Below are 14,535 nucleotides of genomic sequence, written 5' to 3' on the forward strand. Positions count from 1 at the left end.
AAAAAAGCATCTGGATAAGCCTCTACAAAGGATTTCAATTCCTCTAAAGGAATCTTTCGGTTTTTGACGACTCGCTTTTTCCTCTCTAAGTGTCCTTGTTCACGTAAGTTCTTTTCCCACGTGAAGAGAGTTCTGACGCCGACATCAAAAACCTTGGCTGCCTCGACATGGCTGTGCCCCCTCTTTGATGTAATCTAATGCTCGCTGTTTAAAATCTGTACTACATGCATAGCTTTATTATAACATGCTTGTTTGAAACTAAGCGACTATAAAATATTAGCAATAAGCTTATTTAGAGATTTTAATATAGGAGGTGAAAAATATAGAGCAACAAACTTTTATATCTATACTTTTGTTGAGAACTTAGAAAGTATAGGAGATAAACCGTCACAATGGAACTCTGATTTGAATCATTTACTCAATGAAGAGGGTATGTATCTGAATAAAGAGGCTTTGATTCATTTTGAGTATAATGAATCAGAAAAAAATATGGTATTATAAATAGGAAAAGGAGATAAATTATCATGGAAATTAATCAAGTAATCATTAACATTTCTGCTAGACATGTTCATTTAAAGAGGGAACATTTAGATATTTTATTTGGTGAAGGATACCAACTAAACAAGTTAAAAGATTTGTATCAGCCTGGTGAATTTGCTGCTGAAGAACAGGTTACAATTCAGTCGGCATCTGGCGAGATTAATCGTGTCAGGGTATTAGGACCAATTCGTCCTTATACACAAGTTGAGGTTTCTAAAACAGATTCTAGATTATTAAAGATAACTCCACCAGTACGTACTTCGAGTGAGATTGAAAACTCTTCACCGATTACCATTATAGGACCTAATGGAAGAGTTAATTTAGATGAAGGGTGCATTATTGCTAATAGACATATTCACTTTGCCACAGAAGAAGCTGAGGAAATGGGTCTTAAAAATGGAGATATAGTTTCTGTTGAAGTAAAAAGCGAAAAAAGTGCTACTTTGCATGATGTTCATTGCAGAGTGAGTGATAAATATAGATTGGAAATGCATATTGATACTGATGATGCGAATGCACTTCTTTTATCAGGAGGTGAGATTGGCACGATTATAAAAGAGTAGAAATGGAGATTATCGAAAGTTGATTAAGGCATTAATAATTAGAAATTTGCAAATGTATACTAGATTTTTTCCAGTAGCTCTATTCCTGAATCGATTGTTAGATGCCATTTTTCAGCTTTTAGGGTATTGGTTAATTGCTCATTATCTTTTTAATAACAAATTAGTAGTTAGTCAAGTAGAAGTGATTGATTATTTTACTTTCGCTGCTGCTGGGATGCTTTACTACAATGTTGCTGTTGCTATTTTGATGAATGTAGGGCGTTCATTGATGGTTGAGGTCCGAGAGGGAACCTTGGAAAGCTTATTTATAACTCCATATAGTATTTTCAGCTATTATATAGGCGTGTTCATTGAACAGCTTGGAAGAACTTTTATGGAGTTTTGTTCACTTTTTATTATTTCTATTTTGCTCGGTGCAAAGTTCATGGCAACTCCAATATCCTATTGGCTGTTGAGTTATGTTGTTATTGTTTTAATATCATTTTCTATGAGTGTTTTTGTTGCTAACATAATGCTCTGGTTAAGAGATACATTTATAAGTCAGAATACGTTATTTATTTTGATATTTTTAGTATCTGGTGTTACATTTCCTAGGACAGTGCTTCTTGATTTTCTAAAATGTGTTGGTGATTTATTACCAATTACTTATGGCTTAGAGATAGTTAGACTAATATCTTCTGGAGATTTGGAATCGCTTCAACTATGTCTATTGATTTTTAAAGTTTTACTTCTCTCATTAGTTTTTATTGTGATTGGCTTGCTCAGCTATAAAAAGGTGGAGAAGAAAGTGATCGAATATTTAACAATTTAGGAGAATTCCGATGTTAGAAGTAAAAAATGTATCTAAAAGTTATCTTACAAAAACGAAGATTAATTTACTAAAAAGAAAAAGTAAGCTATTAATAATGTTTCATTAAAAATTCCAAGAGGAAAAATAATTGGAGTTTTAGGAGAAAATGGGGCAGGCAAAACAACCTTAATAAAAATGATGACAACGCTTCTAAAACAAGATTCAGGAGAAATTACAATTAATGGAATTGATATTAATGATAATTTAAAGGATACTCGAAGTAAAATCAATGTTATAAGTGATGGAGAGAGAAATCTTTTTATATGGTCTAAAATTGATACTTCAATTTCATATGACCACTTATTGAGAAAATTAACATCTGAATATGATGTGTCAGAGAAAAAAGCAGATAAAGACTTGAAAAGAATTATTAATCAATTTAGTGAACTTGAGTTTGTTTCAGTTAAGGGAGGTTAATGTTGCTTTTTCTGAAATATATTTAATGCTTATATCGAAAATACTTAGAAAAGTCTTGAAGTTTTGTGGCTCTTTATCAACTTGTAGTGGGGTGATGAAAAGAGTGGTTAATACTAGACATACTTCAAAAAGCATTGTACGATAGTAACATGAAATTAGCTAAACAAGAAATCACCTTTCTCTTTAAAGACCTTACTAAGCCTCTAACACAAAGTCTTCCAATCGTTCTGCTTTGTTTGATGGGAAAATCCTATCAAGAGATGATAGAGCGTCTAGACTGTAGTTTGGTGAAATTTAAAGAAGGATGAGGAGTTAGGTTCGGACTCTCTCCTTCAAGAAAGACGTGGTGGTTGTAACCACGTTTATATGACAGTCAAGGAATAGATAGTTTTCCGGTCATTTGAAAACTTCAGAGGAAGAGGAAGTTGTTACAGTAGATTTCCTGCAAAATCTAGATTGAATTGTAATAAAAATGAATTCATTGCTTATAACGTACCGGACTAGGATATACAGGCCGTTGTAGGACAAGTGTTCTAGAGATTGTTTCTCAGGAGGTTTAGTGATACTCCATTTCTTCAGTCCTATCAAAAGGAGATTAGTCGTTCCTACACAGGTGATGCTTTCTGTCAACTGTTGAAGCGACATAGCTGGCGCACTGTTGCCCTAGATCCTAAGAAAGCAGGCGCTCAAACCATTGCCGCGTCTAAACATCCCATCTCTATTCAAGAAGGTAAGAAAACGCTTTAAAGATAGTAGATGCTTTCGTAAGCTTGGGTTCATGCATCAAAGATGAGGCTGGTTTCGGATAGGCAGTAAACTAGGATCTTGTTAGCCACCTAAAGGAATAGGTCCTCCTGTCCATAGTCATTCCGTGCATGAATTCTCTTACTGTTAGAGAGCTGTTGATGCTTATAGAGGAGCATCTTTTTTCCTGCTTGCCGGAGGATGCCATACTGAATGGAGGAAAGCTTGTTTACAAGAACTGTCACAGGCCTATCCAACTGATTTTATTTTACTAGTCATGGATCATGCCCTAGGGCATCCATCAAGTAGCTTAACTATTCCAAATCATATTGGCTTTCCCTTTATTCCCCCATACAGGCCAGAGATGAATCCTATTGAACAGATGCAGAAAGAGCTTGGTGAAGGTGGCTTCCAGAATAAAGCATTTCAAACCTTGGAAGCTGGCATTGATACATTTCAAGAGATCATACAAGGATTAGAGAGGAGTGTTGTAAAGTCCATCGTTAAAAGAGAATGAACCAGAATGCTTTTTGAAAATAGATATGAGTATTAGTTGAACTGCCCTATGCCGAACGGCACCTACGGTGGTGTGAGAGGGACTAGTCTTAGCCCCTACTCGATTCAATCTGTACCCATACAATTCTTCTTTTTTTATCTTGTGATTCACTCTGTTCTATTTTAAAATGAAATGGTAGCTACCAATATAAATGATGAGGATAAAACAAATGACTGAAAATCGTTATGAATTAAATAAAAATTTGGCACAGATGCTCAAAGGTGGGGTTATCATGGACGTTCAAAATCCTGAACAGGCTCGTATTGCAGAGGCTGCTGGTGCGGCTGCTGTTATGGCTTTGGAGCGGATTCCAGCTGATATTCGTGCAGCTGGTGGTGTTTCCCGTATGAGTGATCCAAAGATGATTAAGGAAATCCAAGAAGCGGTTAGCATTCCAGTGATGGCTAAGGTTAGAATCGGGCATTTTGTTGAAGCTCAGATTTTAGAGGCTATTGAGATTGACTATATCGATGAGAGTGAAGTTTTATCTCCAGCTGACGATCGTTTCCATGTGGACAAGAAAGAATTTCAAGTACCTTTTGTTTGTGGTGCCAAGGACTTGGGGGAAGCCTTGCGTCGTATCGCTGAAGGTGCTTCCATGATTCGTACTAAAGGAGAACCGGGTACAGGAGATATTGTCCAAGCTGTTCGCCATATGCGTATGATGAATCAGGAAATTCGCCGTGTTCAAAACCTACGTGAGGACGAACTTTATGTTGCTGCTAAGGACTTGCAAGTCCCTGTAGAATTGGTTCAATATGTCCATGAACATGGAAAATTGCCAGTTGTAAACTTCGCAGCTGGAGGCGTTGCAACACCAGCAGATGCTGCGCTGATGATGCAGTTAGGGGCAGAGGGGGTCTTTGTCGGTTCAGGTATTTTCAAGTCAGGAGATCCTGTTAAACGAGCGAGTGCCATTGTTAAGGCTGTGACTAACTTCCGTAATCCTCAAATACTGGCTCAAATCTCTGAAGATTTAGGAGAAGCCATGGTTGGTATCAATGAAAATGAAATCCAAATTCTCATGGCAGAGAGAGGAAAATAGATGAAAATCGGAATATTGGCCTTGCAAGGTGCCTTTGCAGAACATGTAAAAGTGCTAGAAAAATTAGGAGTCGATAGTGTCGAACTCAGAAATTTAGAAGATTTCCAGAAATATCAAAATGAACTGTCTGGCTTGATATTACCTGGAGGAGAGTCTACAACCATGGGCAAGCTCTTACGAGATCAACATATGATGACTCCTATAAGAGAAGCTATTTTATCTGGTTTACCAGTCTTTGGAACCTGTGCGGGCTTGATCCTGCTGGCTAAGGAAATCACTTCTCAGGACGAGAGTCATCTTGGAACAATGGATATGGTGGTCGAGCGCAATGCCTATGGACGCCAACTAGGAAGTTTCTATACGGAAGCAGAATGTAAGGGAGTTGGTCAGATTCCAATGACCTTTATCCGTGGTCCAATTATCAGCAGTGTTGGAGAAGATGTAGAAATTCTAGCAACAGTGAATAATCAAATCGTTGCAGCCCAAGAAAAAAATATGTTGGTAACTTCTTTTCATCCTGAATTGACTGATGATGTAAGCTTGCACCAGTACTTTATAAATATATGTGAAGAAAAAAGATAGTAAAAAAGCGCAAAAAATCACTTCCTGTGCTATACTATAATTGAAATTTTTTTAGTTTTTGCGTTAGAAATGTTTCCTCAGTCCTAGCGCCTTTTCTTTTTGATAAGTATGCTTGGTGGAGAGTAGTTTGTAAATGATTCTGAAGATCTTATGAGCACAAGCAATGACGGCTTTCATATTGCTTCCTCTTTAGGAAATTCGATTATAAAACTCTAAGCAGGCTCTGCCTGCTTAGAGTTTTACATGTAATAAACAATGGCGATGTATTGGAGTGCGGACGCAGCTAGGATAAAGAGATGCCAAATCATGTGGAAATAAGGTTTTTTCTTGGCGTAAAATCCAGCCCCAACTGTATAAGAGAGTCCGCCAGTTACCATGAGACTCCAGAAAATTGGTGTCGTTTGACTGATAATGGCAGGAATGATAGCCAGAACCAACCAGCCCATAATCAGGTAAAGAGCAAGGCTAAATTTTTCATTGACTTTTTTAGCAAGGATTTTATAGAGAATACCAAAGATGGTCGTTCCCCATTGGATAGCAATAATCAGATAGCCAAACCAGTTATTCATCAAGGTTAAGACGACTGGCGTATAAGAGCCTGCGATAGCCACATAAATCATAGAATGGTCAATAATTCTCAAGACGTATTTGTGGGTCGAACCATAGGCCATAGAGTGGTAAATGGTGGATGAGAGGAACATGAGAAAGAGACTGATAACGAAAATGGAAACGCCGATAGAGGATAAAAAGCCATGTGCTTCGTAACTATAGGTGGATGAAATAGGGAGTAAGATGAGCATGATGACTGCACCCACAGCATGGGTCACACTATTAGCAATCTCTTCTCCGAAACTGAGTTGTTTGCTGAGTTTAAGACTAGTGTTCATTGGATTACCTCCTCTTGAGTATGATGGATTAAGGCTAGGGTTTGATGATAGAGTTTAACGGTTTGGCAGCTGGTTTGGATGATAGGGTTAGCTGGGTCAATTCCTTGGTTCATGTAGTTCACAAAAGCATCGTAGAGTTGCTCTGAACTTGCTTGACTTTGTAGAGTATTCAGTGTCTGAGCGATTTCTTGAATCGAAAATACAGACTTGAGGGTTGTGATAGCAATCAGACGGGCAATCTGTTGACGTTGGTATTTTTTCTTGTCAGGTTTTGTCAGGTAACCATGTTTGACATAATTGTTAACCATAGATGCTGTCAGGCCTTTGTCTTTATCAGGAGAGATAGGGGCACAGACCTGATTGACATAGAGTAAAACCTGGTCCAGATAGAGGTCAATATTTGGAATTTCTGCCCATTTTGGGTAGGAAAAGGTAGTTTTCATTTTCAACTCCTTTTTATCTAGTTTTAATAACTAGATTATAAAATAACAAAAACAGAAAGTCAAGTTTTAACTGCTTGTAGAAAGACTTAAATTATGCTAGGATGGGAGAAACTAGTCAGAAATGAGGAGAAAAGATGGAGATTCGTTTAGCTTTTCCAAATGAAGTAGATGACATCATGCAAGTGATGGAGGATGCTAAAAAATGTTTAGCGGATGCTGGTAGTGACCAGTGGCAAAATGGTTATCCAAATGCTGATATTATTATTGAAGATATTATCTCAGGTCAAGCCTATGTAGCCTTGGAAGAGGGAGAACTACTAGCCTATGCTGCTGTGACCAAGAGTCCAGAGGCAGCCTATGAAGCCATTTATGAAGGCAACTGGCAAGTTGGGGAGTCAGAGTACCTAGTCTTTCACCGTATTGCTGTGGCAGCAGATGTGCAGGGACAGGGAGTTGCTCAAACCTTTTTAGAGGGCTTGATTGAAGGTTTTGATTATCTAGATTTTCGCTCAGATACGCATGCTGAAAACAAAGCTATGCAGCATATTTTTGAAAAACTCGGTTTTAAACAGGTTGGTAAGGTTCCAGTTGATGGCGAACGCTTGGCCTATCAAAAATTAAAGAAATAATGCAAAAGAAGTATGTAAAAATGCTCTATTCTTCGCCGATTGGCTCCCTTTCTCTCGTAGCTGATGACCATTATTTGTATGGAATTTGGGTTCAGGAGCAGAAGCATTTTGAGAGGGGACTAGGAGATGAGACGATAGAAGCAGTTGTTAGTCATCCCATTTTAGACCCAGTTATTACTTGCTTAGATGCTTACTTTAAAGGCAAGCCTAAGGATTTATCCGACTTGCCCTTGGCTCCAATTGGAACGGATTTTGAAAAGCGAGTTTGGGACTATTTACAGGGAATTCCTTATGGTCAGACAGTGACATATGGGCAAATAGCCCAAGACCTGCAAGTGCCTTCTGCTCAAGCAATTGGTGGAGCGGTAGGACGCAATCCTTGGTCTATTCTAGTACCTTGTCACCGTGTGCTGGGAGCAGGCAAGCGTCTGACTGGTTATGCCGCAGGAGTGGAAAAGAAAGCCTGGCTCTTGGAGTATGAAGGCGCAGATTTTAAAGATATAAATAATAGAAAGTGAAAGACATGTTAGAATTTATCGAATACCCAAAATGTTCAACTTGTAAAAAAGCAAAACAAGAATTAAACCAACTCGGTGTGGACTACAAAGCCGTCCATATCGCCGAAGAAACACCTAGCCAAGAAGTTATTTTAAACTGGCTGGAAACCTCAGGGTTTGAATTGAAGCAATTTTTTAACACCAGTGGAATCAAATACCGTGAATTAGGGTTAAAAGATAAGGTAGGAAGTCTGTCAAACCAAGAAGCAGCTGAGTTGCTAGCAAGCGACGGCATGTTGTTAAAACGGCCAATTTTAGTAGAAAATGGAACTGTTAAACAAATCGGTTATCGAAAACCTTATGAAGAATTGGGATTGAAATAGTTTTTACTTATCTCTCTGATAGATAAAATATATAACCTCCCTGTTTTAAAGTATGATAAACTAGTAGGTAGACAAAGACTGTATCTGACCGTAGCAAATAATTTCATTGACGGCAGAAGTATGGTAGAATGAATCATTATCAGGAGAGGATGTTTTTATGAATGTTACAACGATTTTAGCATCAGATTGGTATCAAAACTTGATGCAATTGATTCCGGATGGCAAGCTTTTTAGCTTGCGTTCGGTCTTTGATGGAATTCCGAGAATTGTTCAACAACTTCCAACAACGATTATGTTGACAATTGGTGGTGCCTTTTTTGGCTTGGTTTTGGCGCTTCTTTTTGCCATTGTGAAGATCAATCGTGTTAAGATTTTATATCCCTTGCAGGCCTTCTTTGTTAGTTTCTTAAAAGGGACACCGATTTTAGTGCAGCTCATGTTGACCTACTACGGAATTCCTTTGGCTTTGAAAGCCCTCAATCAGCAATGGGGGACTGGTCTCAATATCAATGCCATTCCAGCAGCAGCTTTTGCGATTGTTGCTTTTGCTTTCAATGAGGCAGCTTATGCCAGTGAAACCATTCGTGCAGCCATTCTCTCAGTCAATCCTGGTGAGATTGAGGCGGCACGTAGTCTGGGGATGACCCGAGCACAAGTTTATCGTCGCGTGATTATTCCAAATGCGGCCGTTGTGGCGACTCCAACCTTGATTAACTCCCTCATCGGCTTGACCAAGGGAACTTCCCTAGCCTTTAGTGCGGGTGTTGTGGAAGTCTTTGCCCAAGCTCAGATTTTGGGTGGTGCCGATTATCGTTATTTTGAGCGCTTCATCTCCGTTGCTCTTGTTTATTGGGTAGTCAATATCGGAATTGAGAGCCTTGGTCGTTTCATCGAGAGAAAAATGGCTATTTCTGCACCAGATACAGTGCAAACAGATGTGAAAGGAGACCTTCGTTAATGATTAAGATTTCGAATTTAAGCAAATCCTTTTCAGGACAGACTGTCTTGGATCATCTGGACTTGGATATTCAAAAAGGGGAAGTTGTAGCCTTGATTGGTTCTTCAGGAGCTGGAAAATCAACCTTTCTTCGCAGTCTCAATTATCTTGAAACACCTGATAGTGGCTCGATTCAGATTGATGATTTCTCGGTTGATTTTTCTAAAATCACTCAAGAAGAAATCCTTGCCCTACGTCGCAAGTTATCTATGGTATTTCAGCAGTTTAATTTGTTTGAGCGCCGTACAGCACTTGATAATGTGAAAGAAGGCTTGGTTGTTGTCAAGAAATTATCTGACCAAGAAGCGACTAAGATTGCCAAGGAAGAGTTGGCTAAGGTTGGGCTTTCTGATCGTGAAAACCATTACCCTCGCCATTTATCAGGTGGACAAAAGCAACGGGTTGCCTTGGCGCGTGCGCTTGCTATGAAACCAGATGTCTTGCTCTTAGATGAACCAACTTCAGCCCTTGACCCAGAATTGGTCGGTGAAGTAGAGAAGTCTATTGCAGATGCTGCTAAGTCAGGTCAGACCATGATTTTGGTCAGTCATGACATGTCCTTTGTAGCCCAAGTGGCTGATAAGATTCTCTTCTTAGATAAGGGGAAAATCATCGAGTCTGGAACACCAGATGAGATTATCCACCATCCTAAAGAAGAGCGGACAAAAGAATTCTTCGCTAGTTACAAACGGACTTATATTTGATATAATAGATAAAGAAAAACTCAGTTAGCTGGACTAGCTGAGTTTACTCTTTAAAAAGATAGAAATGAGAGAAATCATGCTACTGCAACTATTTTCTTTATATTTCGAGAGTTTGATCTTAACCACCATCCTCGTCCTGATTTTTTTAGGAATTTGGATTGGACTGAGAGCCATGTCGGGAGTTGATAAGACAGCCAAGGCTCGCCAAGCCCATCTCTATGATATGATTATGATTGGGGTCTTGGTTGTTCCAGTATTATCCTTTGCGGTTATGAGTTTAATTCTTGTTTTCAAGGCATAATCCTTGCGTGATTGACAAGAAAGAGTTAGAATAAAGATAGTTACAACAAGAAAGAAGGAAACTATATGTACGATACTATTATTATCGGTGCTGGACCTGCAGGGATGACTGCAGCCTTGTATGCTGCTCGAAGCAATTTGAAAGTAGCTTTGATTGAAGGTGGTCTGCCAGGTGGTCAGATGAATAATACATCTGATATCGAAAATTACCCAGGATATGCTAATATTAGTGGACCTGAATTGGCAGAAAAGATGTTTGAACCGCTTGAAAATCTCGGTGTTGAGCACATTTATGGATATGTTGAAAATGTCGAAGACCATGGTGATTTTAAGAAAGTGATGACTGACGACCAAACATATGAAACTCGTACCGTTATCGTAGCAACTGGTTCTAAACACCGTCCTTTGGGAGTACCTGGAGAAGAAGAACTGAACAGTCGTGGTGTTTCTTACTGTGCCGTGTGTGATGGTGCTTTCTTCCGTGACCAAGATTTGTTGGTAGTTGGTGGTGGAGATTCAGCTGTTGAAGAAGCCCTCTTCTTGACTCGTTTTGCTAAGACTGTTACCATTGTTCACCGTCGTGACCAACTTCGTGCTCAAAAGGTTTTACAAGACCGCGCCTTTGCGAATGAGAAAATCAGCTTTATCTGGGATTCTGTAGTGAAGGAAATCAAGGGTGAAAACCGAGTAGAATCTGTCGTATTTGAAAATGTGAAAACAGGTCAAGTGACAGAACAAGCCTTCGGTGGCGTCTTTATCTATGTTGGATTGGACCCTCTTAGCGATTTTGTTAAAGAATTGAATATCCAAGATCAGGCAGGCTGGATTGTGACAGATAACCACATGAAAACTGCAGTTGACGGTATCTTTGCAGTTGGAGATGTTCGCCAGAAAGACCTTCGCCAAGTAACAACAGCGGTTGGAGATGGAGCTATCGCTGGTCAAGAAGCCTATAAATTTATCACAGAACATAGTTAATCATAAAAAAGTTTCCAATCAGATGACTGGAAACTTTTTTATAGTCTGTTTCGGAAAACTTCGTACATGAGAATGGCCGCAGCAACACTGGCATTAAGGCTTTGAACATGGCCATTCATGGGAATGGTAATCATTTCATCGACCTGTTTTTTAATGTTGCTAGAGATGCCTTTTCCTTCATTTCCGATGATGAGGGCGATTTTCCCTTTTGTATTCCACTTATGGCAAGGAGTACCGTTCATATCCGTTCCAAAGGTCCAGAAGCCTTCATCCTTGACTTTGTCCAGAGTTTGGCTCAGATTGGTCACTCGGGCGATGGGAACGTGCTCGATAGCACCTGTGGCCGTTTTGGCAACGACGGGGGTAACACCTACAGCACGGTGCTTGGGAATGATGACACCTGAAACATTGGTCGCATCGGCTGTTCTCAGGATGGATCCTAGGTTGTGAGGGCCAGTCAAACCATCCAGAATCAATAGCAAAGGATTTTCTTCTTGGCGTGTTTTGGAAAGGATGTGATCTAGCTCGCTATAGGCAAATTCGGACACTCGTAAAACAAAACCTTGGTGGACAGCACCTTCAGTCATCTCAGAGAGGGATTTTTTTGAGGTCCAAGAAATGGACACCTTCTTTTCTGTAGCCAGTTCCTTGACTTTCTCAAGATTCTTACCTCGGAGATTTTCTTGGAGGTAGAGTTTGTTTCCAGTATTTGCAAGGAGGGCTTCGGTAACGGCGTGGACGCCATAGACAATATCATTTGTTTTCATGCCTCTATTATAACACAAAACCCCGTCTTGCAACGGGATTTTCTTTATTCTAGAATCAGTAAACCATCTTTAACTGCAAATGGGTCTTTTTCATTGATACGATCGTAAAACATGATACCGTTAATGTGGTCAATTTCATGCTGAACAACAATGGAGTTGTAGCCTTTGAGTTTGATACGGTGTTTTTCTCCATCTTTGTCAAAGTAGTCAACAGTAACGCGGGCATGGCGAACAACATAGCCAGGCACGTTGCGGTCTACAGACAGGCAACCTTCTCCTTCGCCAAGAGCAGCATCTTGAACAGAGTGAGAGACGATTTTTGGATTGTACATAATAGCTTGCAAGTCGTAGGCTTCCTGTGGAGTTTCGCCTTCTTCAACAATATTAGGTACCAAAACAGCGATAATGCGTTTTGAGATATCCAACTGAGGAGCAGCAAGTCCAACCCCACCGCGGAGTCCCATTTTTTCAGCCATGACAGGATCTTGGGAATGTTTAAGGAATTGCATCATCTTTTCGCCTAGGATAATTTCCTGGTCAGATAGGGGGAAAGTGACTTCCTCAGCAACTGCGCGTAGAGTTGGATTCCCCTCGCGGATAATATCGTTCATATCAATTAAGTGAGCAGCTTTTGTAATACGTTCTATTGCAGACATTTTCTCTCCTTTCATTACCTCTACATGATAACACAAAATGACAAGGATTGAAAGTATTATAGCCTTTAGGATTTATAGAAAATAGATAGGAAGTTCAATTCATACTCAATGAAAATCAAAGAGCAAACTAAGAAGCTAGCCGTAGGTTGCNNGATAGAACTGACGAAGTCGGTAACATATATACGGTAAGGCGACGCTGACGTGGTTTGAAGAGATTTTCGAAGAGTATCAATTGTGAAAGAATTACTTATCTATGATATAATAAAAAGAAAAGGCTTGCATAAGAAAGTAGGGAGAATGAAGATGAAAAGAAGACAAAATCGAAATCAGGGTGGTTTAGCTTTTCGTTTTATGAAGGGCTTGGTAAACTTTTTTAGGAGTTATCGCAGGTGGAGCAATAAAGGATTTGTGGCGGTACTCTTGCTAGCAGTTGCCTTATCAATGGGCTTGGTCTTGTTGTTTGAAAGTTTCCAAAGAATCCCTTTAACCAGTCAAAAACGAGATACTATTTCTCAAGAGGGGACTAAGCAAAAGTCTCAGGAGCAGGAAGAGGAAAAAACTGCCAGAATTATGGCTAATGGGGATTTGCTCTACCACGATGGACTTTTCTTTTCAGCTAAAAAAGAAGACGGTACCTATGACTTTCATGAGAATTTTGAGTATGTGACACCTTGGCTCAAGCAAGCAGATTTAGCTATTGGTGATTTTGAAGGAACCATCAATAAGGATCATTATTTAGCGGGTTATCCTCTCTTTAATGCTCCTGCTGAAGTTATGGATGCCATTAAGGATGCAGGTTATCATGTGCTAGATTTAGCTCATAATCATATTTTGGATTCGCAAATTGAGGGAGTTATTTCAACGGCCGATATTATTGAAAAAGCTGGAATCACTCCAATCGGAGTTTATACGCATGAACCACGTGATCAGGCTCCGTTGGTCATTAAGGAAGTGAATGGAATCAAGGTTGCTCTTTTGGCCTATTCCTATGGATTCAATGGAATTGAACGGTATATTTCTCAGGAAGACTATAATCGTTATCTTTCAGATTTAAACGAAGATAAGATGAAGGCTGAAATTGAACGGGCAGAGAAGGAAGCAGATATCACCATTATCATGCCTCAGATGGGTGTGGAGTATCGATTGGAACCAACTGAGGAACAAAAAGCTCTTTATCACAAGATGATTGATTGGGGGGCGGATATTATCTTTGGAGGGCATCCTCACGTTGTGGAACCATCTGAAACGGTTGAAAAAGATGGAGACAAGAAACTCATTATCTATTCAATGGGGAACTTCATTTCCAATCAACGGATTGAATCTATGGGAGATGAAGAAAATGCTAAGTGGACTGAACGTGGCGTTCTCATGGATGTAACCATTAAGAAGAAGGATGGAAAAACAACTATCGGAACAGCTAAAGCTCATCCTACTTGGGTCAATCGAACACCAAAGGGAACCTTTTCACCAGAAGGCTATCCTTTATATCATTATCAAACCTATATCTTGGAAGATTTTATAGAGGGTGGCAGTCATCGTGACCAGTTAGATGAAGCGACTAAGGAACGAATTGATACAGCCTATAAAGAAATGAACGAACATGTGGGATTGAAGTGGGATTAGCTTGAATAGACTTCCTGCGAAACAATATATGGTATAATAGTTCTATGGATTATGAAGCAAGTGAACAACTAACTGATGCACGATTTAAGCTCCTGGTTGGTGTTCAGTGCACGACTTTTGAAGAGATGTTAGCTGTATTAAAAAGAGATTATCAAGGTAAACACGCAAAAGGGGGACGAAAACCTAAACTAAGCCTAGAATACCTTCTTATGGCGACTTCAATATGTGCGAGAATATCGAACTTATGAAGAAATTGCGGCTGATCTTGGTATTCACGAAAGCAACTTAATCCGTCGGAGCCAATGGGATGAAGTAACTCTTGTTCAAAGGTGGTGTTGCGATTTCAAGAACTCCTCTCAGTTCTGAGGATACGG

General features: G+C 39.6%; 18 protein-coding genes and 4 pseudogenes. 17 read left to right on the plus strand and 5 right to left on the minus strand.

Annotation, left to right across the window (positions count from 1 at the left end; genetic code table 11):
• A pseudogene (locus tag HT688_RS11810) lies at positions 1-189 on the minus strand (IS630 transposase-related protein); the annotation flags it as partial.
• 63 nt (positions 190-252) lie between these two features.
• On the opposite strand from HT688_RS11810, the gene HT688_RS07260 reads away from it, so the two are divergent.
• The 8 genes and pseudogenes from HT688_RS07260 (at position 253) to pdxT (ending at position 5,297) form a co-directional block, all read left to right on the plus strand.
• Entirely contained in the window at positions 253-501 is a 249-nt protein-coding gene (locus HT688_RS07260) for a hypothetical protein (RefSeq protein WP_000777026.1), read from the plus strand.
• Between the two features lie 23 nt (positions 502-524).
• Positions 525-1,103 carry a phosphate propanoyltransferase gene (pduL, locus tag HT688_RS07265; protein WP_000405172.1) on the plus strand — a complete coding sequence of 193 codons (579 nt, stop codon included), beginning with the start codon at positions 525-527 and terminating at the stop codon, positions 1,101-1,103.
• Positions 1,104-1,122: 19 nt separating this feature from the next.
• Positions 1,123-1,914, plus strand: coding sequence for an ABC transporter permease (locus tag HT688_RS07270; RefSeq protein WP_050208676.1), 792 nt, complete (start codon positions 1,123-1,125; stop codon positions 1,912-1,914).
• Between the two features lie 126 nt (positions 1,915-2,040).
• Entirely contained in the window at positions 2,041-2,370 is a 330-nt protein-coding gene (locus tag HT688_RS07275; RefSeq protein WP_230554368.1) for an ATP-binding cassette domain-containing protein, read from the plus strand.
• A 215-nt stretch (positions 2,371-2,585) separates the two neighbouring features.
• Positions 2,586-2,751 (plus strand): annotated as a pseudogene (locus tag HT688_RS11815) (IS630 family transposase); the annotation flags it as partial.
• 195 nt (positions 2,752-2,946) lie between these two features.
• Positions 2,947-3,631: pseudogene (locus tag HT688_RS11820) on the plus strand (transposase); the annotation flags it as partial.
• 208 nt (positions 3,632-3,839) lie between these two features.
• On the plus strand, positions 3,840-4,715 hold the full coding sequence (pdxS, locus tag HT688_RS07290) for a pyridoxal 5'-phosphate synthase lyase subunit PdxS (RefSeq protein ID WP_023939837.1): 876 nt from the start codon (positions 3,840-3,842) through the stop codon (positions 4,713-4,715).
• Complete coding sequence (gene pdxT / locus HT688_RS07295; protein WP_023934084.1) at positions 4,716-5,297, plus strand: pyridoxal 5'-phosphate synthase glutaminase subunit PdxT; 582 nt, start codon at positions 4,716-4,718, stop codon at positions 5,295-5,297.
• Between the two features lie 239 nt (positions 5,298-5,536).
• Here pdxT and trhA read toward each other — a convergent pair whose 3' ends face one another.
• Both trhA and HT688_RS07305 read right to left on the minus strand, forming a co-directional pair.
• A complete protein-coding gene (gene trhA, locus HT688_RS07300) occupies positions 5,537-6,184 on the minus strand; it encodes a PAQR family membrane homeostasis protein TrhA (protein ID WP_001097999.1) in 648 nt (215 codons plus the stop codon).
• Entirely contained in the window at positions 6,181-6,627 is a 447-nt protein-coding gene (locus HT688_RS07305; RefSeq protein ID WP_000858721.1) for a DUF1836 domain-containing protein, read from the minus strand. The genes trhA and HT688_RS07305 overlap by 4 nt, the downstream gene beginning before the upstream one ends.
• 134 nt (positions 6,628-6,761) lie before the next feature.
• On the opposite strand from HT688_RS07305, the gene HT688_RS07310 reads away from it, so the two are divergent.
• The 7 genes from HT688_RS07310 (at position 6,762) to trxB (ending at position 11,115) form a co-directional block, all read left to right on the plus strand.
• Positions 6,762-7,256 carry a GNAT family N-acetyltransferase gene (locus tag HT688_RS07310; protein ID WP_000405855.1) on the plus strand — a complete coding sequence of 165 codons (495 nt, stop codon included), beginning with the start codon at positions 6,762-6,764 and terminating at the stop codon, positions 7,254-7,256.
• Positions 7,256-7,774: a methylated-DNA--[protein]-cysteine S-methyltransferase gene (locus HT688_RS07315; protein WP_023934081.1), complete on the plus strand. Its 519-nt coding sequence runs from the start codon at positions 7,256-7,258 to the stop codon at positions 7,772-7,774. Before HT688_RS07310 ends, HT688_RS07315 begins: the two co-directional genes overlap by 1 nt.
• 5 nt (positions 7,775-7,779) lie before the next feature.
• Positions 7,780-8,136 (plus strand): arsenate reductase family protein, encoded by a 357-nt coding sequence (locus HT688_RS07320; protein WP_023934080.1) that lies wholly within the window; start codon positions 7,780-7,782, stop codon positions 8,134-8,136.
• Positions 8,137-8,293: 157 nt separating this feature from the next.
• On the plus strand, positions 8,294-9,094 hold the full coding sequence (locus HT688_RS07325; RefSeq protein WP_001103446.1) for an amino acid ABC transporter permease: 801 nt from the start codon (positions 8,294-8,296) through the stop codon (positions 9,092-9,094).
• Positions 9,094-9,837: an amino acid ABC transporter ATP-binding protein gene (locus HT688_RS07330; RefSeq protein ID WP_000590965.1), complete on the plus strand. Its 744-nt coding sequence runs from the start codon at positions 9,094-9,096 to the stop codon at positions 9,835-9,837. Before HT688_RS07325 ends, HT688_RS07330 begins: the two co-directional genes overlap by 1 nt.
• A 76-nt stretch (positions 9,838-9,913) precedes the next feature.
• Positions 9,914-10,138, plus strand: a complete 225-nt coding sequence (locus HT688_RS07335) for a DUF4059 family protein (RefSeq protein WP_000926599.1) — start codon at positions 9,914-9,916, stop codon at positions 10,136-10,138.
• A gap of 65 nt (positions 10,139-10,203) precedes the next feature.
• Complete coding sequence (gene trxB, locus HT688_RS07340) at positions 10,204-11,115, plus strand: thioredoxin-disulfide reductase (RefSeq protein ID WP_000272299.1); 912 nt, start codon at positions 10,204-10,206, stop codon at positions 11,113-11,115.
• Positions 11,116-11,153: 38 nt separating this feature from the next.
• On the opposite strand, the gene rlmB is transcribed toward trxB, so the two are convergent.
• Positions 11,154-11,882, minus strand: coding sequence for a 23S rRNA (guanosine(2251)-2'-O)-methyltransferase RlmB (gene rlmB / locus HT688_RS07345; RefSeq protein WP_000855766.1), 729 nt, complete (start codon positions 11,880-11,882; stop codon positions 11,154-11,156).
• A 44-nt stretch (positions 11,883-11,926) separates the two neighbouring features.
• Complete coding sequence (gene def, locus HT688_RS07350) at positions 11,927-12,538, minus strand: peptide deformylase (protein WP_001272956.1); 612 nt, start codon at positions 12,536-12,538, stop codon at positions 11,927-11,929.
• 303 nt (positions 12,539-12,841) lie between these two features.
• On the opposite strand from def, the gene HT688_RS07355 reads away from it, so the two are divergent.
• Positions 12,842-14,161 (plus strand): CapA family protein, encoded by a 1,320-nt coding sequence (locus HT688_RS07355; protein WP_000830203.1) that lies wholly within the window; start codon positions 12,842-12,844, stop codon positions 14,159-14,161.
• A gap of 44 nt (positions 14,162-14,205) precedes the next feature.
• Positions 14,206-14,535: pseudogene (locus HT688_RS07360) on the plus strand (transposase family protein); the annotation flags it as partial.

The organism is Streptococcus sp. 1559, from assembly GCF_013276735.1.
Lineage (GTDB): Bacteria > Bacillota > Bacilli > Lactobacillales > Streptococcaceae > Streptococcus > Streptococcus pseudopneumoniae.

What these genes read in the sequence shown, in the direction of transcription:
- pdxT (WP_023934084.1), top strand. Translation starts at nt 4,716, where the DNA reads ATGAAAATCGGAATATTGGCCTTGCAAGGTGCCTTTGCAGAACATGTA.
- trhA (WP_001097999.1), bottom strand. Translation starts at nt 6,184, where the DNA reads ATGAACACTAGTCTTAAACTCAGCAAACAACTCAGTTTCGGAGAAGAG.
- rlmB (WP_000855766.1), bottom strand. Translation starts at nt 11,882, where the DNA reads ATGAAAACAAATGATATTGTCTATGGCGTCCACGCCGTTACCGAAGCC.
- HT688_RS07310 (WP_000405855.1), top strand. Translation starts at nt 6,762, where the DNA reads ATGGAGATTCGTTTAGCTTTTCCAAATGAAGTAGATGACATCATGCAA.
- trxB (WP_000272299.1), top strand. Translation starts at nt 10,204, where the DNA reads ATGTACGATACTATTATTATCGGTGCTGGACCTGCAGGGATGACTGCA.
- HT688_RS07335 (WP_000926599.1), top strand. Translation starts at nt 9,914, where the DNA reads ATGCTACTGCAACTATTTTCTTTATATTTCGAGAGTTTGATCTTAACC.
- pdxS (WP_023939837.1), top strand. Translation starts at nt 3,840, where the DNA reads ATGACTGAAAATCGTTATGAATTAAATAAAAATTTGGCACAGATGCTC.
- HT688_RS07355 (WP_000830203.1), top strand. Translation starts at nt 12,842, where the DNA reads ATGAAAAGAAGACAAAATCGAAATCAGGGTGGTTTAGCTTTTCGTTTT.
- HT688_RS07315 (WP_023934081.1), top strand. Translation starts at nt 7,256, where the DNA reads ATGCAAAAGAAGTATGTAAAAATGCTCTATTCTTCGCCGATTGGCTCC.
- def (WP_001272956.1), bottom strand. Translation starts at nt 12,538, where the DNA reads ATGTCTGCAATAGAACGTATTACAAAAGCTGCTCACTTAATTGATATG.
- pduL (WP_000405172.1), top strand. Translation starts at nt 525, where the DNA reads ATGGAAATTAATCAAGTAATCATTAACATTTCTGCTAGACATGTTCAT.
- HT688_RS07320 (WP_023934080.1), top strand. Translation starts at nt 7,780, where the DNA reads ATGTTAGAATTTATCGAATACCCAAAATGTTCAACTTGTAAAAAAGCA.
- HT688_RS07325 (WP_001103446.1), top strand. Translation starts at nt 8,294, where the DNA reads ATGAATGTTACAACGATTTTAGCATCAGATTGGTATCAAAACTTGATG.
- HT688_RS07330 (WP_000590965.1), top strand. Translation starts at nt 9,094, where the DNA reads ATGATTAAGATTTCGAATTTAAGCAAATCCTTTTCAGGACAGACTGTC.
- HT688_RS07305 (WP_000858721.1), bottom strand. Translation starts at nt 6,627, where the DNA reads ATGAAAACTACCTTTTCCTACCCAAAATGGGCAGAAATTCCAAATATT.